This is a genomic window from Pseudoalteromonas ruthenica (assembly GCF_008808095.1).
Lineage (GTDB): Bacteria > Pseudomonadota > Gammaproteobacteria > Enterobacterales > Alteromonadaceae > Pseudoalteromonas > Pseudoalteromonas ruthenica.
On sequence record NZ_CP023396.1, the window covers coordinates 970,473 to 995,378 of the forward strand.

Here is a 24,906-nt window from a genome sequence, read left to right on the forward strand (position 1 = left end):
CGATGCCAAGTTATGCAAATCGATACATTAGTACTTTAACCCGTGATACTTACGCCTTGATCCTCGCCGGAGGCAGAGGATCGCGGTTACATGAGCTGACCAACTGGCGCGCCAAGCCGGCCGTGTATTTTGGGGGTAAACATCGCATCATCGATTTTCCGCTTTCGAACTGCATCAATTCGGGGATACGTAGGGTCGGGGTGGCGACTCAATATAAGTCGCACTCGTTAATTCGTCATGTACATCGCGCCTGGGGACACTTTAAAAAAGAGCTCGGTGAGTCAGTAGAGATTTTACCCGCGTCACAGCGCTACGGCGATGAGTGGTATTGCGGCACTGCCGATGCGGTATTTCAGAATATGGACATCATTCGTCATGAGCTACCCCGTTATGTCATGATTTTATCAGGCGATCATGTTTACCGTATGGACTACGGGGCGTTACTGGCAAAACATGTAGAAACGGGCGCCGATATGACGGTGTGCTGTATTGAAGTCGACACCGAAGAGGCTGCCAACACCTTTGGCGTTATGACCGTCGACGAACAAAACCGTATTCGCCGCTTTGATGAAAAGCCAGCTGTGCCGAATGAAATTCCAGCAAAGCCGGGTCGGTGCTTAGCTTCGATGGGCAACTACGTGTTTAACACTGAATTTTTATTTGAGCAATTGCAAAAAGATGCGCAAAACAGCTGCTCGGGGCGAGATTTTGGTCACGATATCATCCCGGCAATCATCGACAATCACCAGGTATATGCCTTCCCATTTACCGATCCGAGCATGTCTGGGCAGCCCTATTGGCGTGATGTTGGCACCTTAGATTCGTTTTGGGAAGCGAATATGGAGTTGGTTGAACCGCAGCCGAAATTGGATTTGTACGACCCCACTTGGCCCATTTGGACCTATCAAGAGCAATTACCGCCAGCGAAGTTTATTTTTGATGACGATGAACGCCGGGGGATGGCGGTGGATTCAACGGTTTCCGGTGGCTGTATTATTTCCGGCTCGCAAGTGCGCAAGTCGCTATTATTTTCTAATGTGCACGTGCACTCATTTTGTCAAATTGAGCAAGCGGTGGTGCTCCCCGGTGTGGTCGTTCATCGCGGTTGCCATATTAAGCGAGCGATCATTGACCGGGGCTGTGAAATACCAGAAGGACTGACTATTGGCTTAGATCATGAGGAAGATATTGAACACGGCTTTCGCGTATCCAAAAATGGCATTGTGTTGGTAACGCGCGATATGTTGGCGGCGCTTGCGCAAAAAACCGATGCCCAGAGTCAGCAGCGAGCGTAATAATGAAGTCAGTGTTATTTGTTTGTGCTGAGAGTAGCGCCATTGTCGGTGCGAAAGTGGGTGGGGTGGCTGATGTGGTGGGCAATGTGTCAAAAGCCTTGGCCGAGCAAGGTACCCGAGTCGATGTCATTTTGCCGCATTACCAATGCATGGAGCTCATTGAGGCGCAGCCCTGTGCCGAGGTGCAGGTTCACTTTGCTCACCAACGGCTTAATATACAGCTTTTATTGGTAAGCAAACGCGATGGAGTCAGTCACTATGTGTTATCGCATCCGTGGCTGTGCAGTGAACATGTTTATCATCACGATGAAGATGGCCGGCCCTTTGCCGCTGACGCCAGTAAGTTTGCCTTATTTTGCTTGGCGGTGGCGCAGGCGATAGAGCAAGGTGTACTAGCGGCTGATGTGTTGCATTTACATGATTGGCACAGTGCCACGTTGGCAGTGCTTCGTGCTTATGGCAAAGATTTGCAAAGACTAAAAGCCACGCACACGGTATACACCATTCACAACTTAGCATTGCAAGGTGTGAGGCCGTTTGCCCACGACCCGTCGGCGCTCGAATCGTGGTTTCCATGGTTAAGTTACGATGGCCAGCGTATTTGCGATCCGCGCTATCCCCATTGCTATAATCCAATGCGCGCTGCCATTGAACTATGTGACAAAGTGCACGTGGTCTCACCCCAGTATATGCAAGAGGTTCAGCGTCCAAGCAATATGGAGCATGGTTTTATCGGTGGAGAAGGGTTGGAAAATCAGTTGGTTGCCGCACAACAGCAAAATCGTTTGTTGGGCATCCTCAATGGCTGTGACTACCAAAGCGAGTCGGTAAATTACACTCAAAAACGGTTATGGCAGCTCGCAGAGCAGGCTGTATTACAATGGATGGGCAAGGCCAACCAATTAAGCGCGAGTCATTACATCGCCCATGTTCGCCTGCAACAATGGCGTGCCAACGAGGTCACACCCTGGCTATGCTCGGTAGGGCGGATCAGCCCGCAAAAAGTCGCGCTATTGCTTGATGATGATACGCTGGGTGAACTGTTGCGATGTTTAGCTGAGCAAGGCAAGCACTTTATGATGCTGGGCTCTGGCGATCCGGCGCTTGAAGCGTTGCTAACACAGGCGATGGCCGAGCATGACAACTTCTTGTTTTTACGTGGCTTCGCCCTAGAGTTGGGTGATGCGATGTACCAGCTTGGGTCATTATTTTGTATGCCCAGCTCATTTGAACCATGTGGCATCAGTCAGCTTTTAGCGATGCGCGAGGGCACGCCCTGCTTAGTACATCAAGTGGGCGGCCTTAAAGACACCATTGCCGAAGGCGTCAATGGTTTCACCTTCACGGGCAATAGCCCAAAACAGCAAAGTCAGCAGCTACTCACTGCCTTGCAGCGTGCTCTTGCTATTTACCATAACGAGCCAGCGCAGTGGCAGACATTGTGCACGCAAGCCAAAAACACGCGCTTTGACTGGCACCAAGTCGCCGTCAGTTACCTTGAGCAGTTGTACACCCATTAGTTGCGGCGCAAACGACTCAGCGACACCTTGGGGAGCGGCCTAAAACAGGTCGATATCCCCTTCATCCTGATTAGCATTGTCCGGTGAAATTGCACCGGATTTCACAAGATCATCAAAAAAGTGCAGCTGATCACGGCCATTATTTTTTGCATAATAAAGTGCTTTGTCGGCGTTCTCTAATACGCTGATGGGGAAGTCATAAGGGCTGATACGAGCCATCCCCACACTGACTGTCAGCGTTTTTACAAAGGGGAAGTGGGTGTTGCGCACATGGTCCATAAACGCCTGCATTTTTTCATTGATATCTTCTTGTTTGCAAGGCTCAAAAATAAGTACAAATTCTTCGCCGCCGAAGCGAAACATTAAATCTGAAGCGCGGAAGAAGCCGCGCATCTGCTGCGCCAAGATAAGCAATACCTCATCACCACAGACATGACCATAGTTATCATTAACTTGTTTGAAGTGGTCGATATCCACCATTGCTAACCACGAGTAACTCTCGGGTTGGCGCTTGCGGTTATTATTCTCTTGGTTGTGGGCTTTTTGGTTCCTCACTTGCTTTTCTAGCAGGCGTTTAAATTTACGCTCAAAGGTTTGCCGATTTAATAATCCGGTCAGCTTGTCGCGCTCATTCTCATGTAAAATGGTTAGGTAATTTTCGTAAATGCGGCAAAAGGCGTTCAGTAACACTTGTTGTGATGAGCTCAAGTGATTACTGACCACCTTGATGGCGACCACAGGTTTATCAAAAATCGAAATGGGCAGCCAGCGATGCTCAATGCCATTGTTGTTCTGTACGGTAATGATACAAGCGGATTGTAAACACGAGAGAAGTTCAGATTCAGGGGATTCTACAATGTGTGTGTCGTGCCATTGATATTGACCGGCATTCTCATGGTGTAGCACCAGGCTACACTCTATGACCTTGCGGCCAAAGTCCTGTAAGTCCTTATAAACTGCTATCTCTTGGCACTGTATGAACTCTTGTAGGGTGGTGACTAGGCTGTATTCGAGGGAGTTTACATCTCTGGTTTTAGTAATTTTGATAACCGAGTTTAATAATTCTTCTTGCATGATTCGGTAGGCCCTATAAATTTACCACATAATGCGACCTACGTGGTCGCTAGCCCTGAGTATAGTCAATATATAAAAACCGGGACGTCCATTTCCGTCATTGTCATATTTTCTTCTCTTTATTGTTCCGACCCATACGCTTGGCATCTTGCAGCTCGGCTCGCAGCGAGCAATGGCCTAACACGTTGCTTGTAATCAAAAAAGGGAATTTGAATCTAACGATATAACCACAACGAATATAAAATATATTGTATACATTATTAACTAAATGTTAACTTTGCCGCGAGTTCAATCAACCCAGAAAAGGTACATTATGAGAAAATCAGCAATTACGTCGGCACTGATGGTTACGCTTGGCTGCGTAGCTGGCCACGTTAGTGCGCACCCGGGCACCAGTGATGGCAAGCGATTGTTTAAACCTATAAGTGCACAGCATTCATTGGCTGTTGCCCATGAGGCGGATCAGCAGAGGCAACATATCGCGCCGCCAACGGCTGATAGGCAAACGCAGCTTTCTTCAGTCCATTTAGTTAATGAGCTTTCACATTCTAGCTTGATGGCAGATGCGAGTGCGCAGTGTGCCCTGCAGCAATTGGCTGATGCGTCGAGCGCCACCATCGCCGAGCAAGTGACCAGCCAGGGTGTAGATTGCGTCAACGCGCTATTTAGTGCCAGCAATGAAGTCGCTGGACAAATTGTTACTGATGGTAAAATGTTAGCAGTTGCTGATAGGGCGCTTGTGCTTGCCAGCAATTATAACGGCCAAGGCAGTGCTGATTTGGAAGCGCTATTTTTGTTCCTGCGCGCTGGCTTCTATGTCGAGTTCTATAACGATCAGGTAAGCTTATCGCCAGCTGCAACTGAGGCGACCCAGCAAGCACTGGATGCCTTTGTTGCCAATACCCACTTTTATGCCAACAGCGACGCCCATGGCAAGACGCTTAGTGAAGTGATCATCACTATGGATAGCGCTGAATTACAACACCGCTACTTACCGCAAGTTAAACAATGGCTGAGTCGTTGGGACCAAAGTTATGCTAATAGCTGGCATATGCGCTCGGCGGTAAATGGTATTTTTACCATTTTGTTCCGAGGCCAATGGAATGATGGATTCATGGCGCTGGCAAAAACCGATACCGAGCTGGCACGACTGTTAGGTGAGTTCACAGCGCAAACCTGGATGATAGGTAGCGACAGCGAATATCTGATCACCAACGCGGCAAGGGAGTTAGCGCGGTTAAAAATGCACAGCGGCGAGCCAATTGAAGATGAGGCCGATAAGCAGCTTAGCGCACTATTTGCCCGTTATAACATGGTTGGCTACGGTGATGCCCTCTGGTTAGGCGCAGCCGACATCGTCGATTACTACGGTGCCTGCGCGCAGTTTGAGGTATGTGGTTTTAAAGAACAGGTTGAGCAGCAGGTATTGGGTCAAATTCACCAGTGCAGTGACACCATTCGCATTCGTGCACAACAATTAAGTGCCAGCCAACAACAAGCAGCCTGTGAAAAAATGGCTTACGAAGAAGGGGTGTTCCACGACAAGTTAGCCACTAATAATCAACCTGTTGCCGATGATTTGAACTCCTTCTTACAGGTGAATGTGTTCAATAGCAGCGACGATTATAAAAAATATGCTGGGGTTATTTTTGGCATCGATACCAACAATGGCGGTATGTATTTAGAGGGGGATCCAAGCAACCCGGACAATCAGGCCAACTTTGTTGCTTACGAGGCCAGCTATGCCAACGCTGACCACTATGTTTGGAATTTAGAGCACGAATATGTTCACTACTTAGACGGGCGCTTTAATCTTTATGGTGACTTTAATGCCCCAACAGCCGATATAGTTTGGTGGAGTGAGGGAGTGGCTGAATATGTCTCGTTACTTGAGGACAATAGCGCTGCAATTGAGACCATAAAAGATGGCAGCACTTACCAATTAGGCGAGGTGTTTGCCACCACGTATGCCGGTTTTGACCAAGATAGAATTTATCGCTGGGGATACTTGGGGGTGCGCTTTATGTTTGAGCGTCACCGCAGCGAGTTGGCCAACATGCTAGCGAATACTCGCCAGGGCAACTGGCAAGGCTATCAAAGCCAAATGAATAGCTGGGCGGCGAGTTATGGCAATGAATTCACGACTTGGACACAAGCGCTCGCCGGTGGCGAAAACAATACCGCGCCAACGGCCCGTATTAACGCCCTCGATACAGGGGTTGTGAATCAAAGTGTGGCCTTTGATGGCAGTGCGAGCAGCGACAACGAAGGCGCTATCGCAAGCTATCTTTGGGACTTTGGCGATGGCACATCAGGGCGAGGGGCTATTGCACAGCATAGCTATAATCAGCCGGGCAGTTACATCGTGACCTTGAGTGTGAGTGATGAGCAGGGCCTGAGCCACAGTGTTAGTCACAGTATTACCATTGAGGCCGATAGCAGCGGCGGTATTACTGAGCTGAGCAATGGGCAAAGCGTGTCTATCAGTGGTGCACAAGATAGCGAGCAAGTGTTCCGTATCACATTGCCGCAAGGCACTTCAGTGCTTGATGTGACCCTTTCAGGAGGCAGTGGCGATGCTGACCTTTATGTTCGTGAACAGCAAGTCCCCACCACAGGTGAGTTTGACTGTCGTCCTTATATTGGTGGCAATGAGGAACAATGCCAGCTCAATCTAGGTAGCGCGACCAGTGAAGTGTATATCATGGTCAGAGGGTATAATGCGTTTGCAGATGTGAGCCTAACAGCCAGCTATCAGGCGCCTTCTCACATCGATGATATGTGCGCGCAACAAGGGCCGCGTACTGATGGTCGCTTAGTGGCCGGTGAGACTATCTGCTTAGGTGCGCAGGCACCGATGTGGTTTAGTATTGAAAATGTCGCCGCAGCGCAAAGTGTGCGTATCGAAACGGCCCATGGCAGTGGCGATTTAATGCTGGAATATGCCAACCAAGGCTGGCCCAATGGCAGCAATGTTGAGGCCCGCAGTGACACATCAGGAAACGTGGAGTGTTTATCGGTGAGTGGTCAAAGCAACTACTGGGGGTATTTAAAAGTATCTGGCAACAGCGCTGGAGCGAGCTTGAAACTCAGTATTGATGAAGGCCATTGTCAGTAATAAAGACACAAAAAAACCTGCGTTAGCGCAGGTTTTTTTTCATATTAGCAATTAGTTATTGCTCATCTCGGCGTAGTTCTTACACGCTTCAACATCTTTACACTCGCCGTATAGATAGAGTGAGTGATTAGTTAGCGTAATGCCGTTTTCTTCTGCGATTTCTACCTGGCGACGTTCAATCATGTCGTCTTCAAACTCGATCACTCGACCACATTTTAAACACACTAAATGGTCGTGGTGCGTAGAGCCGGCCAATTCAAATACCGATTTGCCGCCTTCGAAGTGGTGGCGGGTGACAATGCCAGCATCATCGAACTGGTTTAAAACGCGATAAACAGTAGCCAGACCGATCTCTTCGCTGTTATCAAGCAGGATTTTGTAGACGTCCTCGGCACTGATGTGCTGGTTATCCGGAGACTGGAGGATTTCTAGGATTTTAATACGCGGTAGCGTGACCTTTAAGCCCGCTTTTTTAAGCTCTAGATTATGATCAGTCATTCAACTTGTTCTCGATTTTAGATTCTTGGTTGCACCGCTAAGGGACAGCAAGCGGTGCGTGCGACGCATAATAATGGCTAAGAATAACGTGCTTTACTATCAAGTGTAAAGCCAAGTTACCCTTAGCGTTTTTGTTCTTAGTCGGCAAGTTCTGCTAGGCACATTTCATCAAAAATCTGCTTACACCAGGTTTTCACACGCTCATCGGTCAGCTCTGGTTGACGGTCTTCATCAATGCCCAAGCCAACGAAATGCTCGTCATCAACCAGCCCTTTTGATGCCTCAAAATCATAGCCTTCGGTAGGCCAATTACCGACTACAATAGCACCACGCTCGGTGATAATGTCGTTGACCATGCCCATGGCATCAAGGAAGTACTCGGCGTAATCTTCTTGATCACCACAACCAAAGATAGCACATAGCTTGCCGTCAAAGTCGATTTCTTCTAGTTCAGGGAAAAAGTCATCCCAGTCACACTGCGCTTCGCCGTAGTACCATGTGGGGATACCAAAGAGCAGCAGGTCAAACTCTGCAATCTCTTCTTTGCTGCTTTTCGCGATGTCGTGCACGGCTACCATGTTCTTGCCGAGCTCTTTTTGGATCATTTTTGCAACGTGCTCAGTGTTACCCGTATCACTACCAAAAAATATACCTACACTTGCCATGAATAAATAACCTTTTATGTATCTATAGCCAATCGTTCTTGCAAAATGGTTTCAATCAACGCACTACGGCTAATATTCTGCGCATCTGCCATATCATTTAATGCTTGATACAGCTCTGATGAAACTTTAAATTCGACGCGTTTCAAGCCCCGCGCTTTATCGCGCTTGAGCTGGTTACGCTTATTTACTTTCAGTTGTAACTCCCGAGGGAGCGGGTTAGTTTTTGGACGACCCGGGCGTCGCTCATACTCGAATAAATCGAGCGTGGTTCTATCTAGCTCTGACTTGGCCATGGTTAACCCACACCTGCTCCTTGCCAGAAGACTTGAATAAGCCCTTTGGCGATAAAGCCGGAACAGCCTAAAAACAACACAAGCCAGACAATATAACGACCAAATTTAGGCACATCGCCTTTTTTAAGTACGTCTTGAATTGCCATGCCGATGAAAAAAAAGATGCCAGCAAGGCCAAAATATAACCCGAGGGTATCGATCTCATTGATTAATTGGTCGACCATTGACTGCTACCTATCTGTAAAACGGCGCGCATTGTAGCACAGAAAAATCCAATAATTTAGGTGATATTGAGGCTTTTAGCCTCCGTTATACTAACCCTAAATTACGCCCATACTATTGATATGGATTAACGTGTTAAAAAATCAACGATGGATTTATTTACTGCTGCCGGTTTTTCAGCGTGTAGCCAATGTCCGGTGCCTTGAATTACTTTTGCTTTGGCATTCGGGAACAGGGTCATGATCTGTTCTTTGTGCTCAGGCAAAATATAGTCTGAGTCGCCACCTTTAACGAACAGTGTATCACACAAACAAGAATCATTTACAACTGGCTGCGATAGGATATTTGCATATTGCTGTTTTAGCACTGGCAAATTAAATTGCCATTCTAGGGAGCCTTTGTCGGTTTTTTTCAAACTTTTAGCCAAAAACTGGCGTACACCCGGTGTGGCTATGTATTCACTCATTAACTCATCCGCTTGCGAACGTGAGCTAACCGATGCACTGGCAACGCCTTCAAGCGCTTGAAAAATGGCGTCATGACGGGAGTGGTAACTCACTGGAGCCACGTCAAGTACAACGAGCTTGCTGACGCGCTCGGGTGCATCTATTGCTACTTGCATAGCCACCTTGCCGCCCATGGAATGACCCACAATGTGCGCTTGCGCGATCTCCAGCTCATCCATCAGCGCAATAATGTCCTCGGCCATAGCGGGGTAGGTCATGGTCTCGCTGTGAAAAGATTGACCGTGATTGCGCACGTCCACGTTAATTACATGAAACTGCTCACTGAGGGCTCTGGCAACGACTTTAAGATTATCTAATGAGCCGAATAAACCATGAATAACAATCACTGTGGGAGCATTTTTCGGCGCCTCAGAGCTGCTTTGATAATTTAGTAACATAAACACGTTATCATCGATGAAAGTAGGTAAATTGTGCCCACTGGGCGCGCGCAATGCAACACTTGGTCAAACACTGCTCAGTTGCTAAGGGCCTACACAGGGCACGCCCCCTAGCTTATTCAGGTAACTTGGGTATAATTCTGCAAAGCATTTGTAAACTTGGCAGTAATGACAGGAATATCATGAAAAAAATAGAAATAGACGACGAGCTATACCAATATATTGCCAGCAATACCCAAAGCATTGGCGAAAGTGCCTCTGAGATTTTGCGTCGTTTATTGAATTTGCAAAGCGCAGCGCCCGTAGCTGCGCCAGCCACTGTAGAAACCGATGTAAGCGATGAGCCCGAGCAGCAGCAAGCGCAGCCCATAGCTGAAGCTGATGATAGCCAAGCCAGCGTGTTCGACATTCTTAATAAAGAAGAACTGGCGATGCAAAAGGGCGTTGTTGGCCGCTTCTTGTTTATTCTTGCAGCGCTGCACCGCACCCATAAAACCACATTCCACCGCGTACTGAATATTAAAGGCCGTGACCGTCGATACTTTGGTAAAAGTAAAGAGGAGTTGCAGGCCAGTGGTAGCAGTCTAAACCCAAAGAATATCGATGACAGTCCTTTTTGGGTAATGACCAACTCTAATACCACCCGTAAGAAAATGATGTTGCATGAAGCGGCGTTAGAGCTGGGTTACACTAAAGAGCAAGCAGAAACTATTCGCGACTATTTATAAGGAATCAGGTATGGCCCTTCACCCCAATGCCGGAAAACTCGCCAAGCAAGCCGATCTTGTTAATGTACCTAAATTAATGAGCGCTTATTATCTCAACGAGCCTGATGTGGAGCAATTTCCAGAGCACCGGGTCGCATTTGGTACTTCCGGTCATCGTGGTTGTTCTTTTAATACGCAATTTAATGAATCTCACATTTTGGCTATTACCCAGGCTATTTGTGATTACCGCAAAAAAGAGAATATTTTCGGGCCACTGTTTTTAGGCAAAGATACGCATGCGTTGTCGGAGTCGGCGTTTAATTCTGCCATTGAGGTATTGGTCGCTAACGAAGTGCAAATCATTACCCAGCAAGACGATGACTTTACGCCCACTCCGGTGATAAGCCATGCGGTAGTGAGCCACAATAAAGCGCACCCACATGAATTGGCTGACGGCATTGTGGTGACGCCCTCACATAATCCACCTCAAGATGGTGGTTTTAAATATAATCCACCCAATGGTGGGCCTGCTGATACCAACGTCACAAAATGGATTGAAGATAGAGCGAATCAGTTACTCATTGAAGATCTGGTGGAAGTGGAGCTTTTCCCCTTTGCTAAGGCCGTGCGCTCTGGTTTTATCAAATACGTGGACTTAATAACCCCATTTGTTGCTGATTTAGCCAATGTCGTTGATATGCACGCGATCGCCAAATCAGGGATCACCATAGGTATCGACCCCCTCGGTGGTTCGGGAATTCATTATTGGCCGCATATTGCCAAGCAATACGGGTTAAACCTCACGGTTGTGAACGACGCGATAGACCCTCGTTTTGCGTTTATGCCACAAGACAAAGATGGCAAAATCCGAATGGATTGCTCATCCCCTTATGCGATGACCAATTTGGTCGCACTAAAAGACCGCTTCGATATTGGCATTGGTAACGACCCAGATTATGACCGCCACGGTATTGTTACCCCAGACGGGTTGATGAATCCCAACCACTTTCTTGCCGTCGCTATTGATTACCTATTGACTCATCGCAGCGCGTGGCCGGGCGATGTGAAAGTCGGTAAAACCCTGGTTTCCAGTGCGATGATTGATAAAGTGGTACAAAGCCACGGTAAAACTTTGTTTGAAGTCCCTGTGGGCTTTAAATGGTTTGTTGACGGTTTGCACAGCAGCGAATTGTGTTTCGGCGGTGAAGAAAGTGCCGGAGCCTCGTATCTACGCTTAGACGGCTCGGTATGGAACACCGATAAAGACGGATTTGTTATGGGGTTACTTGCTGCTGAGATTCTCGCCGTTACTGGTAAAACGCCTTCGCAGTATTACCAGCAACTAGTGGCAAAATTTGGTGAGCCTGTTTACAAGCGCATTGACGCCCCTGCTAATAGTGAGCAAAAAGCGAAACTGAAAGCACTCAGTGCTGAGGCCATTACGGCCACGGAACTGGCCGGAGATGCGATCACAGCCAAGCTGACTCATGCGCCAGGCAATGATGCTCCGATTGGTGGTCTAAAAGTAGTGACTGAAAATGGCTGGTTTGCGGCCAGACCGTCGGGCACCGAAGACATTTACAAGATTTACCTTGAGTCCTTCCAAGGTGAAGAACATTTACAACAATTAGAACAAGCAGCCAAGGCGTTGGTTGATAACGCCATTGCTTAACCCGCTCATATAAGCCAGTCGTTCGACTGGCTTTTTACTGTTTATCTTGATAACGCTGCCGATAGGCGGCGAAGCTCTCACAATAAAGGTGTACTATGTATTTACAGCGTCTGAAAGAGACCGGTGACTTCCTTAGCATAACCCGTGAAAATGAATTCAATCTGCCGCCAGAGCAGTTCACGCTTGATAATGGCACAATTGTAAAGGTCCTTGACACAGGAGTCATTGAATTCACTCCAGCGCAATACGGTGATAAGGATTTTGTTTTCTCCAGTGCCGTGCATGGCAATGAAACTGCGCCTATAGAAATTTGTGATCAACTGATACAAGCCATTATCGCTGAACACATTACTTTAACTCACCGTGTGCTGTTCATTTTTGGTAATCCGAAATCAATTAATATTGGCCAGCGTTTTGTCGATGAAAACCTTAATCGTCTGTTCTGCGGCAAGCACAGCGAGGGTGGGGTAGATAACCCTGAGCGTCAGCGCGCGAAAAAGCTTGAACACTATGTAGAGCAGTTCTTTACCATGGCGGGGCAAGGGCGCTATCGTGCACATTATGACCTGCATACCGCGATTCGCGACTCCAAGAACGAGAAATTTGCGGTGTATCCGTTTTTACATGGTAAACCCCATAAACGCGAACAACTACAGTTTTTGCTTAGTTGTGGTGTACAAACGGTGTTGCTAATGTCTGAACCCGCATCCACCTTCAGTTATTTTTCTTCCCGTCATTTTGATGCAGATGCGTTCACTATTGAATTAGGGAAAGTGCGACCTTTTGGTGACAACGACATGAGCCGTTTCGCTAAAGCCAAAGCCACCCTTGAGGCATTGATCACGCAAGAAACCGTGACTTACCCTGAACTTCATGCGGATGATGTTGAGTTATTTTCGGTTTATCGCACCATTAATCGCCATCATGAAGATTTCAGCTTCACCTTTGCCGACGATGTGCCTAATTTCACTGGCTTCGCCAAAGGTGAATTATTAGGTCATGATGGTGAGCAAGAAATTCGTGCCGAGGTAGAGGGTGAGGCGATTATTTTCCCTAACGCCAAAGTCGCATTGGGGCAACGAGCTTTGCTCACAGTTGTCCCCACAAAACTCACCGATGAGTTCATCTGATCCGACCACTTTGCTCCGTAATATCCATTTATTTCAATATGTTACGGAGCGTACACGGAACTTGCCAAGGCCCCATTCTCAATGATGTGAATATTCGGCTATCATTAGTTGAATATACCTTTACGTTGACGTAAAGTGGCGGCAGCATAATTTAAACTAAGCGCGTGTAGTGGAAGATTTAGACCACTATTTACTAACTGAAAGACTAACTATTGCAAGTTAGTCTTTCAGCAAAGCAACAATAACAACATCTCAACGCTTAGCTTGGTGACAACAACAGAAGGGAAGGTTATGACTAACCCCAATAATGTTTCGTTGAATATTAATCACGAACTAGAATTTATTGATGGCCATGGCCTCGATGTGCCTACTTATCGCGTTCTTAGTGAACAAGGTAGTGTGCTTGAGGGCGCAAAAGAGCCAGAAATTGATAAGCAAACAGCGCTAAAAATATACGATACCATGCGCTTCATTCGTGCCTTAGACGAGCGTATGCAAGCAGCACAACGCCAAGGACGTGTCAGCTTTTATATGCAGTGTTTAGGTGAGGAAGCTGCGGTAACCGCCAGTGCGGCGGCGCTTGATGATAATGATATGATCATGGCGCAGTATCGTGAGCAGGCGGCGCTACGCTACCGAGGTTTTACCCTAGAGCAGTTCATGAATCAGATGTTCTCCAACGAGCAGGACTTGGGTAAAGGCCGCCAAATGCCAATCCATTATGGCTCACGTGAGCTCAACTACATGACCATTTCGTCACCGCTGGGCACGCAAATCCCACAAGCGACTGGGTATGCTTATGGGCAGAAACTGAAGCACGTCAACAAAGACTCCGGCGAGCTCGATAGCACTATTGATAATGTCACCATTTGCTATTTTGGCGAAGGGGCGGCATCAGAGGGTGATTTTCATGCCGGGTTAAATATGGCCGCTGTACATAAAGCGCCAGTGCTGTTTTTTGCTCGTAACAACGGTTATGCGATTTCCACCCCCGCCGATGAGCAGTTTGCCGGCGACGGTATTGCATCGCGTGGTGTGGGTTATGGTATTAAAGCTATCCGTGTAGATGGAGCCGATGCCTTAGCCGTTTATGCGGCGACCAAAAAGGCACGTGAAATTGCCACCGAAACCGGTGAACCTGTGCTAATTGAATCCCTCGCTTACCGTTTAGGGGCGCACTCAACTTCGGATGACCCGAGCGGCTACCGCTCTAAAGATGAAGAAGCGGGCTTTCGTGAAAACTGTCCAGTCGCACGTTTTCGCAATTGGTTGCTGAGTAAAGGCTGGCTTGATGAACAAGAAGACGAGCAAGTTAAAGAGAAAGTGCGTGAGCAAATTCTTGAAGCATTAAAGGCGGCAGAGAAAGTGGCTAAGCCACCGTTGGAAGACCTTATTAGCGACGTGTATGACACGCCCATCCCGAGTCTTGAAAAGCAATACAATGAATTAAAGACTCATATTAAGAAGTACCCCGATGCCTATCCAACAACAGCAGGGAGATTGAAATAATGAAAACAATGAACATGCTTCATGCTATCAACTCGGCGTTGGATATCACCATGGCAGAGCACGACCATGCCTGTATTTTCGGTGAGGATGTTGGCTACTTTGGCGGTGTATTTCGGGCCACGTCCGGATTACAAGAGAAATACGGGAAACACCGGGTATTCAACACGCCGCTAACCGAACAAGGGATTGCGGGATTCGCCAACGGTTTAGCTGCGTTTGGTGCGCCAGCGATTGCTGAAATTCAATTTGCGGATTACATTTTCCCTGCCTTTGACCAAATCGTTAATGAGTCAGCGAAGTTCCGTTACCGCAGCGGTAACGAGTTTAATGTCGGTAATCTTACCATCCGTACACCTTATGGTGGTGGCATTGCCGGAGGTTTATACCACTCGCAATCGCCTGAAGCGTATTTTGCTCACACCCCGGGGTTAAAGATTGTAGTACCGCGTAACCCATACCAAGCCAAAGGCTTACTGCGCGCTGCCATCAAAGATGACAACCCAGTGCTGTTCTTCGAACCAAAGCGTCTCTATCGGGCCTCTACAGGCGAAGTGCCTGAGGAAGATTACACCATTGAGCTGGGCAAAGCCGAAGTGGTGCAAGAAGGTAAAGACGTGACTGTATTGGCCTGGGGTGCACAGATGGAAATCATTGCAGCAGCGGCTGAGAAAGCTAAAGAGCAGGGGATCAGTGTGGAGCTGATAGACTTGCGCAGCATCCTTCCTTGGGACGTCGATACCGTTGCTGAGTCTGTGAAAAAGACAGGTCGACTCGTGGTGAGTCATGAAGCGCCTATTACTAACGGTTTTGGCGCCGAGATTGTGGCGACCATCCAGCAACAATGCTTCCTTTACTTGGAATCACCCATCACGCGTGTGTGTGGCTTGGATACACCGTATCCATTAGCACTAGAAAAAGAATATATTCCAGATGCGCTGAAGGTATTCGAAGCCATTAAAAACGCGGTTGAGTTTTAAGGGGATAATCATGGCAAAAGATTTTATTTTACCAGATATTGGTGAAGGCATTGTTGAATGTGAAGTGGTTGAATGGTTGGTGGCAGTCGGTGACGAAGTCAAAGAAGATCAACCCATTTGCGATGTCATGACTGACAAAGCCCTAGTGCAAATCCCAGCGGTACATGATGGCGTGATCACTGAGCTTTATTATGCCAAAGGAGATATTGCTAAAGTGCATCAACCATTGTTTGCAATGGATGTAAACGGCGAGCAAGAAGACAGCTCCAAGGCGCACAGCACCGAACAAGAGCCTGAAGTAAAGCAAGCGAGTGCAACGTCTAACAGCGCGGGTACTCAGCGCGAGGACTTTATCTTGCCTGATATTGGCGAGGGCATTGTCGAGTGTGAAATAGTTGAATGGTTGGTCAGCGAAGGCGATACCATTAAAGAAGACCAAGCGGTATGTGATGTGATGACCGATAAGGCGTTGGTACAAATCCCTGCTAAGTACGACGGTCAAGTGGTGAAGCTCTATTATCAAAAGGGTGATATTGCTAAGGTGCACAGCCCGCTATTCCAAATGGAAATTGCCGGTTCGACAAACGCCGAGCAACGTAGCGAGAGCACTGACTCGGCAGCGCAATCACAGCACAATGAAGCAGCGTCAGAGGCCAATACTGACACCTCTGTTGCCCAAGGAAAAGCATTAGCATCACCTGCTGTGCGTCGCCGTGCGCGTGAGCATGATATTGACATCAGCAAAGTTCCTGGCAGCGGTAAAAATGGCCGTGTATACAAAGAAGACATTGAACGCTTCTTGGCATCTGGTGACACAGCGCAAAGTGCTTCGCAGCAAGGGCCGAGCAACACTACATCGAGTAACGCCAATCAACAAAGTGGCGGGTCTCGTGTAGAGCCAATTAAAGGCATGAAAGCGGCCATGGCGAAGCAGATGTCGGCGTCGGTTTCCACTATTCCGCACTTTACATACAGTGACGAAATCGACCTTACGGACTTAATCGCATTGCGCGGAACGCTCAAAGAGCAGTATAAGCAGCAAGGCGTGAAGTTAACTATGATGCCATTTTTCATCAAGGCGCTATCACTGGCGATGCAAGAATTCCCGGTGCTAAACGCGCAAGTCAATGATGAGTGTACCGAGTTAACTTATTTCGATGACCACAATATTGGCATGGCCGTTGACTCTAAACTTGGATTGCTGGTACCCAATGTAAAACAAGTGCAGAGCAAATCGATTGTTGATGTCGCTAACGAAGTAACTCGCCTTACTGACAGTGCCCGAGAAGGGCGTGTAGCGCCAGCCGATTTGAAATCAGGGACTATCTCTATTTCTAACATCGGTGCTATTGGCGGCACGACGGCCACACCGATTATCAATAAGCCTGAAGTAGCCATTGTTGCCCTTGGTAAAGTACAGCAATTGCCGCGTTTTAACGAAGCCGGTGATGTTGAAGCGCGTGCAATAATGCAGGTCAGTTGGTCAGGGGATCACCGTGTAATTGATGGCGGCACCATCGCCCGCTTTAATAATCTATGGAAAGATTTCCTAGAGCAGCCAAGTAAAATGCTGATGGCAATGCGCTAACTGGTCCAATTAGCTGAACAAAAACTGAAAAAACTAGCTCCGGCTAGTTTTTTTTATAGCCATTTTCCTCTATTATTATCCTAACTTTTGCGCTGCAAAGGTGGCTTGCTCTGACGTACATCGCTCAGGACAAAGGAATTTCAAAATAACTAATAGGAAAATAGTGATGAACTATTATATTGAAGCGTTTCAACGCTTTGCTGATTTTAAAGGCCGTATCCGTCGTAAAGCTTACTGGATGTTCTTTTTATTCAACTTCATCTTTAGCATCGTTACTGCGGTGATTGATGGCGTTTTAGGCACGGCTTTTATCGGTTCAATCTACTCGTTAGTGCTACTTGTTCCAAGTTTAGCTGCGGGTGCTCGTCGCTTACACGATACTGGCCGTTCTGGTTGGTGGCAACTACTTTACCTTATTCCAATTATCGGTTTTATCGTAGTTATTATCTTCCTTGCGCAAGACAGCCAAGAAGGTGACAACGATTGGGGTGCAAACCCTAAAGAAGGTGATATCGAAGGCGCCACTGCCTAATCGATAACGAGATATAAAGAGCCGGTTTAGTACCGGCTTTTTTTATGTCCACTGGTTTATAAAATACCAGCCATAGCCTAAAACGAGCGCCGGTATCAAGGTATAGACTGTAGCAATAAATGCGGCCTTGGGTGACAGGGCGATGGCAGGGAATAAGGCATCCCCATCATTTGAGATGGCATTGGCCAACAAGGCACTGAATGGGAGCCCACCTTGAAGGTATAGGCCAGTGACAACAATCTGCGGGCCACAACCAGGAATTAAACCAATCAGCGCAGCGATTAAGGGTGTCCATAGTGCATACTGATTAAACCACACCGCTAAATCAAGCCCTGCGAGGGTGCTGACAAGTTCAAACGTAACAAACGCAGCCACCACCCATACAGTAATAAAGTGGGTATCTTGTATGGCCTTAAGAGTTGCAGATTCTGGCTCGGGCGGACAGTCTTCACAGGCAATAGATTGATAATTACCCTCATTTTTGGTGAGCGCCCACACCAGCATCGACGCCACCGCTAAAAAACTACCGCCATACAGCACCATGGTATCGGCACCTTGGAATAGGGTTGCCGGCTCGATATTAAACGCCAAAACGAGGGCAACAAGTAATAGCAATGGTAATGCCCATATCCATATTTGCTTTGTCGCCATCAATAGCGGGCTTGCAGGTTTGCCTTGCAATACATCGGGGTCTGGTTTTTTATGGTGAAACTCGATATCGGCATGTATTTTATTAACTAGCGTGCCCATTAACGTGCCCGCCACCAGGCTAATAGCAAGGACTAACAGGGCATCAAAAGGACTGGCTGCCAAGAGCAAAAAGGCAGCATCCCCCATTGTGGCGCTTAACACCGCAACAACGGCACCGAAACTGACTTGCCCCCGGGTAAATTGGGTTACGACAATAATGGCGCCACCACAGCCAGGCAATGCGCCTAAGAACGCCGCGAATAACACTTCAAATTTAGGGTAACGCTGAGAAAACTGGCCTAATTCCAGTAAAGGATAACGCTTTATCAGCAGGTAGTAGAGCAGTAGGGTAGCAGCGACAAAGACACTGACCTGAAAGAACGCATCACTGAGCGCCGTTAACGTCAGTTCGCGGGTGCTAGGTAAGGCCAACAGTAGCGCCAAACCAAGAGGGAAAAATAACCGTTTATTAATGACTTTCATCCAATTGGTTGTAAGAACACAGGGTGAGAGAGTCGATACGGGCATAATGTGTAACCTAGATCATAAACTAGGTTACACTATAGTTTAATCTAAATGATAATTAAACCTATTTAGATCTTTGGAATTCCGCGTCTGCATACCACTGCGGCCATTCGCTTTGCTGTGAGATGTCATAGCCCACTTTATAGAACAGCTGCAAATCCTGTACTGCACCGGATAAATCCCATTCATCGCGGTAGCGATCGCAAGGCTGGTGATAACAGCCGCGCAACACTAGGCCCATACGTTTACGGTACTTAGCCGTTTGCGCATCTGCAGGCTCACTGCCACCCCCGGCGTACATCGCTGGCACACCCATGTTGGCAAAGGCAAAGTGATCAGAGCGATAATACCCACCTGAGCTTGGTTTAGGGTCACCAGACACACTGCGTTGCTGCATTTTAGCGGCTTCGCTTAGCATATCATCAAGTTCAGACTTACCCATGCCCACAACGCTGATGTCTTTAACCTTACCGAGTAGGTTCAAGCTGTCCATATTGATATTGGCAACGGTTTTATCGATATCGATAACCGGGTTAGCAGCGTAGTATTTTGCCCCTAACAGACCTTGCTCTTCAGCAGTAACGGCTAAAAACGTCATCGAACGGTCTGGGTTTTTGGGCAATGTGGCAAAGGCTTCAGCGACTTCAATCATACCGCCAGTGCCGGTGGCATTATCATGTGCGCCATTATAAATCTGGTCGCCCTTACGATTCTTATCGGTTCCTAAGTGATCCCAGTGCGCGGAGTAGATAACGTGCTCATCAGGTTTCGTGCTGCCCGGTAGCGTGGCGATAAAGTTATAGGAAATCGATTTTTTGATTTCGCTGTTTACTTCAACGCTGGCAGTTAAATCGCCCATATCAACATGGTAAGCACCTTCGCTTGCGCGTTGCTTAGCTTGGTCAAAATCCAGACCGGCTTTTGCGAATAGCTCTTTGGCTACATCCACAGTCACCCAGCCTTCAACCGCTACGCGGTCCATATTGTTGTTATCTTTTTGGAAGCCAAACTGTGGGCCGCTCCACGAGTTTTCGACCACCGACCACGGGTAAGATGCAGGTGCGGTCTCGTGCACAATAATAGCACCAGCAGCGCCTTGGCGGCTTGCTTCTTCGTATTTATATGTCCAGCGGCCATAGTAGGTCATGGCATCGCCGGTGAACAACTCCGGATCTTTGGTCGCAAACCCTGGGTCGTTAACTAGCATCACCACGGTCTTGCCTTTTACATCAAGGCCTTCATAGTCGTTCCAGTCATATTCTGGGGCATTCACACCATAGCCAACAAATACCAGCTCAGAATCGTTGATGGCTTCTTTAGCACTAATACGGCTGGTCCCCATGACCATGTCTTTTTTATATTGGTAGTCTTTACCACCAATATTAAGGGTCATATTGGGGTCCGCTTCAATCGACACCAGCGGCACTTCTTGTAAGAAGCTATCACCATTGCCGGGCTTAAAGCCTAGGGCCGTAAATTGTTCGGTGAGATAAGCCAGCGTAAGCTCTTCGCCTTTGGTTGACGGAGCACGTCCGCCAAACTCATCGGAAGCCAGTGTTTTAACGTGCTGCGCGAGTTGTTCAGCGTTGATGCTGTTCCAGCCCGCCATAACGTCTTGTTCAGTAATTTGTGTGCTCGCACAGCCAGCAAGGATGCCGCCGGCAAGTAAAGTCAGTGGGAAATAGCGTTTCATATTTATTCATTTCATTGCTATAAGACGACAGCCAGTATAAGGATAGCGATGAAATTACACCAGTTTTTGCGCTAAACTAGGCAAAATTTACGGTTAAAATAAGCAGTAATGAAACGTTTTACCCCCTATCCACAGTGGCGCACTGATTGTTTACAAGGTGGTGCATTCGCCCACCTCAACGCCCTGTTTGCTTTAGAGCAATATCGCGACTGGCCGAGTTTAAGTGAGTTAAACCAACATCAATTGGTGAACGCCCAAGGTTTGGCCATAGAATTTATAGCCAATAGCGAGTTTGAACTGGATGGGCGCTATTATGAGCAGTTCATTTATGAAACTGGCAAAGTCCCCACGCGCAGCGAAAACTGGCATGATCTGTTTGGTGCCTATATATGGCGGCTATTTCCTAAAACCAAGGCCTTACTCAATCGCTTACATATTGAGGAAATGGCCCTGCAAACCTGCTCTAGGCGCAGTAAAACCCGCAATGCACTGACCTTGTTTGATGAATGTGCCGTGGTATTAGCGGTGAGTGACCCCAGTTGGATAACCGCCTTTCGCCAACACCAGTGGCAGGAGGTGTTTGTAGAGCGCAAAGAGCAGTGGCAACATAGCATTCGTGCCTATACCTTTGGCCATGCCAATTATGAAATGCTGACACAGCCGTTTATTGGCTTAACGGGGAAAGCGTTATTTATCGACGTTGACGCTGATATATTTTGTAAAGATTTAAGTGCCCAATACCGCTACCTCGATGCGCGCCTATATGAGATGATAGCCGAGCAAAATGTGTTGGCTGATAACTCGCAGCTATCCCCGCTTCCCTTGCTCGGGGTGCCGGGATGGTATGACGATAATGTCGACCCAAATTTTTATGCCAATACGGACTACTTTCGACCAAAACGAAGGAACACAAAATAATGATAAGAGTGAATGGGCTACAGAAAAAGTTCAAACTCACCAAAGACCATAAGAAAAACGTCAAAGAGTCGCAGCAAGATCCACGTGAAGACAAAGACTTTTTCCATTCGGTTCGCGATGTCAGCTTTCATTGCAATCAAGGTGAAGTACTGGGATTACTTGGGCCTAATGGCGCCGGTAAAACCACCACGCTACGAATGCTATCAACCGCATTAAAACCCGACTCAGGAAGCATTGAAGTCAATGGCGTGGACGCGGTTAAAAAGCCCTTAGCGGGGCGCAAAGCCATTGGTTTTCTCTCGGGGTCAACAGGCTTATATGGGCGCTTAACAGCGAAAGAAAATGTTGAGTACTTCGCCAAACTCCATGGTCTGAGAGGTTCGGCGCTCGCTGAGCGTTGTGAAGAGCTGTTTACCTTATTGGATATGCACAGCTTTTTAGATAAACGAGCCGATAACCTGTCTACCGGAATGAAGCAAAAAACCAATATCGCCAGAGCCGTGGTACATAAGCCCGATGTGGTGATATTGGATGAGCCCACCACAGGCTTAGATATTATGACCACGCAAACGGTGATTAACTTTATTAAAGGCCTTAAAGAGCAGGGCACACCGGTTATTTTCTCAACCCATCATCTCGATGAGGTTGCGTTATTGTGTGACCGCGTCAGTGTCATTGACTTAGGGGTCACTTGCTTTGACGGCACCTTAGCGCAGTTTAGCGAGCAAGGGCGCGCGACAGCCCTGAACGACGCGTTTATGAACATTCTTGAGGATCATCGCCATGTATGAAGTATTTTTAAAGGAAATAAAAGAGCTGTTACGCGATAGAAAAACGCTGATGTTCGTGGTTGCGCTGCCGCTGCTTATTTTTCCGATAATTTTTGCGCTTATTGGCTTTTTAGCATCGCAGGCCGCGCTTGAGGCCAAGCAGGAAGTGCACACATATGCCATCGTTAATGCCCAATATGCAGAGCCTTTCGCGAAGGAAGTCTTTTTTCATAAAAGCTTTAAAGAGCTTGAACAAAAGCATTCATACCAGAGCATTGAAGACTTAAAAGCGGCGGTGGAAGCCGGGACCATCGATGTCGGTATTTATATTCCACAGGATGCGCAAGGGTCGCTGGATAACGGTGAGCAAAGCACCTGGCAAGTTATATTTAATGATGCGCAAACCATCAACTTCTTATTTACCAACTTGAAAGAAGTGGCGGACAAATACGCGCAGCAACTACAAAGTGCCAAGCTTATTGAGCTTGGGGTCAGTGAAGATGCCCAGGCGGCGTTGCTACAGCCCATTGAGCTTGAGAAGGTCAATACCGCCGATCAGCGCGAGAATCTCGGTGAAAAAATCGGTGCCTATATCCCTTATCTGCTGCTACCTTTAGTGCTGACGGGCGCTATGTATCCAGCCATTGACTTAGGGGCCGGTGAAAAAGAACGTGGTACTCTGGAAACCCTGTTATTGACGCCTCTATCACGTACTCAAGTGGTGCTCGGTAAATTCTTAACGGTATTTTGCAGTGGCATTACCAGTGCCATGGTCACAGTGCTCAGTTTTGGCTTATGGATCACCCTAGCTGGGCAATTTATTGAGCTTGATATGCTTAAAGAAGCCTTTGGTACGGTAATGGTGACCGACTTATTATTGATTTTGTTGCTATTAATTCCGGTTGCCGCGATTTTTGGCTCTTTAGCGCTGACCATTTCTATTTATGCGCGCAGCTTTAAAGAAGCACAAAACTACATGTCGCCGCTGTCATTTTTAGTGTTCATCCCTATCATTGTCGCCATCATGCCGAATATGGAATTGACCGCTAAAACAGCACTGATCCCTATCACTAATATTTGCCTGGCTATCAAAGAGATCATTAAAGGCACAGTTGATTTGGGCTTAGTGGGACTTATCTTTGCAGCCACCGTGGTGCTTGCTGGGGCGTTACTGGCATTTTGTACCTACTGGTTTAATAAAGAGGATGTGTTGTTTCGCTAAATTAGGTAATTTGGTTAACTAATTGTTACCCGATGTAATATCTATATAAGGCGTTCCTTCTATACTCAGCACTACGCTAAATGGTATAGAAGGAACCGTCATGAATCTTACCCAACCGCTCATCTTGGCGACTAGCATCGCGCTGGTGCTTAGTGGCTGTAACAATGCGACCCCAGTGGCTGATGAAATACAAAGCGGTGATCCGCTGTTTTGCAAGGCCAGTCAGCAATGGGTTACCAACCCCAGTAACCCACCGGCAGAAATACCGGGGGATGGTGAGAACCTATGCCAGTTTTATCAATTTTCTTGGCAGTGGTTTATCAATCTAATGGCAGCGCCACAATCGACACGCAATTTCCTTGATTCCGGCCAATATCCCGTGTTTTTGGGGACTGAACAAAACTCCTGTGCAACAAACACCGTTGCGTCAAAGCTCTTTATTCGCACGCAGAAAGACAGCCACACTAGCAGCAGTGATTTCACTTTGCCTAGCGGCACCAACCAGGCGCTCAACGGCGCAGTTATTTATGACCAACAAGGTAACATCGTTCTCTACGAGGCTCGCTTTAATAAAGGCATGTGTAATGTTGCATCAACCTCGACAACGCTGCCAGCTGGCACAACGGAGATAAAGTCGTCTTGGCGCAAGATCAGCGAACAAGAGAAAAACGACTATGTGTGGATCCAATCTGATACTAACGCCAACGGCAAGCTTGAGAGTGACGAGATTTACGGTATGGTGGGTTTTCATTTAGTAAAAAGTACGGCGCTGCACCCAGAGTTTATTTGGGCTACGTTCGAGCACCGTAGCAACGCCCCCGACTGTCAAACTAAGCCACAAACGTCGCAAGGGTGGAGTTTTGCCAGTAGCCAATGCGCAAGCTCCTTACCTAACCCGAAAGCGGGCTGTGACTTCAATAAAACAGCGGATATCTCCGGCAGCACCCCCTTAACTGGCACGCCAACAGAAATTTGCCAAGTCTACGCACAAGGTACACGTGAAGGGGATAATCAAGCGACAAAAAATCGCGCTAATATCACTACCATTAATAAGCAGTTACAAAGCAGCTTTGCCGCCTTGCCTAATAGCAGTGAGCTCCAGGTACTCAGCCAGTACAAGTTAGTTGGGGCATTGTGGGTCAGTGATACCAGTCAATCCAGCAGCCTTGAGAATCAACGAGGCTCTATTCAACTTGCCAATACCACCATGGAGACCAATGCTCAGCAAGGGTTCGGTGAATTGAGTTACAGTGGTAACAGTAACCTGCAACCCGCAGCTAATTGTTTTGCTTGTCACGGCTATAGCGGACCGCAAAGTAATGCGCAAGTTAGTCATATCTTCACCCATATTCACGGTAGCGGCGAAGGAAAATAGTTAAAGGGC

The 24,906-nt window shown here is 47.5% G+C and carries 22 protein-coding genes; 14 read left to right on the top strand and 8 right to left on the bottom strand.

What is annotated here, in order from left to right; translation table 11 throughout:
- The first annotated feature begins 2 nt into the window (after positions 1-2).
- Both glgC and PRUTH_RS04625 read left to right on the top strand, forming a co-directional pair.
- Entirely contained in the window at positions 3-1,295 is a 1,293-nt protein-coding gene (gene glgC / locus PRUTH_RS04620; protein WP_138590455.1) for a glucose-1-phosphate adenylyltransferase, read from the top strand.
- A gap of 2 nt (positions 1,296-1,297) precedes the next feature.
- Complete coding sequence (locus tag PRUTH_RS04625) at positions 1,298-2,815, top strand: glycogen synthase (RefSeq protein ID WP_151172654.1); 1,518 nt, start codon at positions 1,298-1,300, stop codon at positions 2,813-2,815.
- A 39-nt stretch (positions 2,816-2,854) separates the two neighbouring features.
- Here PRUTH_RS04625 and PRUTH_RS04630 read toward each other — a convergent pair whose 3' ends face one another.
- A complete protein-coding gene (locus tag PRUTH_RS04630) occupies positions 2,855-3,889 on the bottom strand; it encodes a GGDEF domain-containing protein (RefSeq protein WP_151172656.1) in 1,035 nt (344 codons plus the stop codon).
- A 313-nt stretch (positions 3,890-4,202) separates the two neighbouring features.
- Between PRUTH_RS04630 and PRUTH_RS04635 the strand changes: the two genes are divergently transcribed.
- A complete protein-coding gene (locus PRUTH_RS04635; RefSeq protein WP_151172657.1) occupies positions 4,203-7,007 on the top strand; it encodes a collagenase in 2,805 nt (934 codons plus the stop codon).
- 51 nt (positions 7,008-7,058) lie between these two features.
- Here the strand turns inward: PRUTH_RS04635 and fur are convergent, their stop codons facing one another.
- From fur to PRUTH_RS04660, 5 genes are all read right to left on the bottom strand, one after another.
- The gene (fur, locus tag PRUTH_RS04640) at positions 7,059-7,505 is read right to left on the bottom strand and encodes a ferric iron uptake transcriptional regulator (protein ID WP_022946542.1); all 447 of its coding nucleotides are present in this window, start codon (positions 7,503-7,505) and stop codon (positions 7,059-7,061) included.
- A gap of 137 nt (positions 7,506-7,642) precedes the next feature.
- Positions 7,643-8,170, bottom strand: a complete 528-nt coding sequence (gene fldA, locus PRUTH_RS04645) for a flavodoxin FldA (RefSeq protein WP_022946543.1) — start codon at positions 8,168-8,170, stop codon at positions 7,643-7,645.
- A 14-nt stretch (positions 8,171-8,184) separates the two neighbouring features.
- Positions 8,185-8,463 carry a LexA regulated protein gene (gene ybfE, locus PRUTH_RS04650; RefSeq protein ID WP_022946544.1) on the bottom strand — a complete coding sequence of 93 codons (279 nt, stop codon included), beginning with the start codon at positions 8,461-8,463 and terminating at the stop codon, positions 8,185-8,187.
- Positions 8,464-8,465: 2 nt separating this feature from the next.
- Entirely contained in the window at positions 8,466-8,687 is a 222-nt protein-coding gene (locus PRUTH_RS04655; RefSeq protein ID WP_022946545.1) for a DUF2788 domain-containing protein, read from the bottom strand.
- A 125-nt stretch (positions 8,688-8,812) separates the two neighbouring features.
- The gene (locus PRUTH_RS04660; RefSeq protein WP_151172658.1) at positions 8,813-9,589 is read right to left on the bottom strand and encodes an alpha/beta fold hydrolase; all 777 of its coding nucleotides are present in this window, start codon (positions 9,587-9,589) and stop codon (positions 8,813-8,815) included.
- A gap of 182 nt (positions 9,590-9,771) precedes the next feature.
- Between PRUTH_RS04660 and seqA the strand changes: the two genes are divergently transcribed.
- From seqA to PRUTH_RS04695, 7 genes are all read left to right on the top strand, one after another.
- Positions 9,772-10,317, top strand: coding sequence for a replication initiation negative regulator SeqA (gene seqA, locus PRUTH_RS04665; protein ID WP_053910513.1), 546 nt, complete (start codon positions 9,772-9,774; stop codon positions 10,315-10,317).
- Positions 10,318-10,327: 10 nt separating this feature from the next.
- Positions 10,328-11,968 (top strand): phosphoglucomutase (alpha-D-glucose-1,6-bisphosphate-dependent), encoded by a 1,641-nt coding sequence (gene pgm / locus PRUTH_RS04670; protein WP_151172660.1) that lies wholly within the window; start codon positions 10,328-10,330, stop codon positions 11,966-11,968.
- 95 nt (positions 11,969-12,063) lie between these two features.
- The gene (astE, locus tag PRUTH_RS04675) at positions 12,064-13,098 is read left to right on the top strand and encodes a succinylglutamate desuccinylase (RefSeq protein WP_022946549.1); all 1,035 of its coding nucleotides are present in this window, start codon (positions 12,064-12,066) and stop codon (positions 13,096-13,098) included.
- 291 nt (positions 13,099-13,389) lie between these two features.
- Positions 13,390-14,607 (top strand): thiamine pyrophosphate-dependent dehydrogenase E1 component subunit alpha, encoded by a 1,218-nt coding sequence (locus PRUTH_RS04680; RefSeq protein WP_022946550.1) that lies wholly within the window; start codon positions 13,390-13,392, stop codon positions 14,605-14,607.
- Positions 14,607-15,584 carry an alpha-ketoacid dehydrogenase subunit beta gene (locus PRUTH_RS04685; RefSeq protein ID WP_022946551.1) on the top strand — a complete coding sequence of 326 codons (978 nt, stop codon included), beginning with the start codon at positions 14,607-14,609 and terminating at the stop codon, positions 15,582-15,584. Before PRUTH_RS04680 ends, PRUTH_RS04685 begins: the two co-directional genes overlap by 1 nt.
- A 10-nt stretch (positions 15,585-15,594) precedes the next feature.
- Entirely contained in the window at positions 15,595-17,172 is a 1,578-nt protein-coding gene (locus PRUTH_RS04690) for a dihydrolipoyllysine-residue acetyltransferase (RefSeq protein WP_151172661.1), read from the top strand.
- Between the two features lie 166 nt (positions 17,173-17,338).
- A complete protein-coding gene (locus tag PRUTH_RS04695) occupies positions 17,339-17,704 on the top strand; it encodes a DUF805 domain-containing protein (protein WP_022946553.1) in 366 nt (121 codons plus the stop codon).
- 42 nt (positions 17,705-17,746) lie between these two features.
- On the opposite strand, the gene PRUTH_RS04700 is transcribed toward PRUTH_RS04695, so the two are convergent.
- Both PRUTH_RS04700 and PRUTH_RS04705 read right to left on the bottom strand, forming a co-directional pair.
- Positions 17,747-18,922 (bottom strand): putative manganese transporter, encoded by a 1,176-nt coding sequence (locus PRUTH_RS04700; RefSeq protein ID WP_151172663.1) that lies wholly within the window; start codon positions 18,920-18,922, stop codon positions 17,747-17,749.
- Between the two features lie 61 nt (positions 18,923-18,983).
- Positions 18,984-20,612, bottom strand: a complete 1,629-nt coding sequence (locus PRUTH_RS04705; protein ID WP_151172665.1) for a M28 family metallopeptidase — start codon at positions 20,610-20,612, stop codon at positions 18,984-18,986.
- Between the two features lie 108 nt (positions 20,613-20,720).
- On the opposite strand from PRUTH_RS04705, the gene PRUTH_RS04710 reads away from it, so the two are divergent.
- The 4 genes from PRUTH_RS04710 to PRUTH_RS04725 all read left to right on the top strand — a co-directional run bounded on the left by PRUTH_RS04710 (position 20,721) and on the right by PRUTH_RS04725 (position 24,897).
- Entirely contained in the window at positions 20,721-21,530 is an 810-nt protein-coding gene (locus tag PRUTH_RS04710; protein ID WP_138590459.1) for a DUF3025 domain-containing protein, read from the top strand.
- Positions 21,530-22,321, top strand: a complete 792-nt coding sequence (locus PRUTH_RS04715; RefSeq protein ID WP_045978335.1) for an ABC transporter ATP-binding protein — start codon at positions 21,530-21,532, stop codon at positions 22,319-22,321. The genes PRUTH_RS04710 and PRUTH_RS04715 overlap by 1 nt, the downstream gene beginning before the upstream one ends.
- The gene (locus PRUTH_RS04720) at positions 22,314-23,522 is read left to right on the top strand and encodes an ABC transporter permease (protein ID WP_045978334.1); all 1,209 of its coding nucleotides are present in this window, start codon (positions 22,314-22,316) and stop codon (positions 23,520-23,522) included. The genes PRUTH_RS04715 and PRUTH_RS04720 overlap by 8 nt, the downstream gene beginning before the upstream one ends.
- A gap of 100 nt (positions 23,523-23,622) precedes the next feature.
- Complete coding sequence (locus PRUTH_RS04725; RefSeq protein ID WP_151172666.1) at positions 23,623-24,897, top strand: hypothetical protein; 1,275 nt, start codon at positions 23,623-23,625, stop codon at positions 24,895-24,897.
- Positions 24,898-24,906 lie beyond the last annotated feature (9 nt).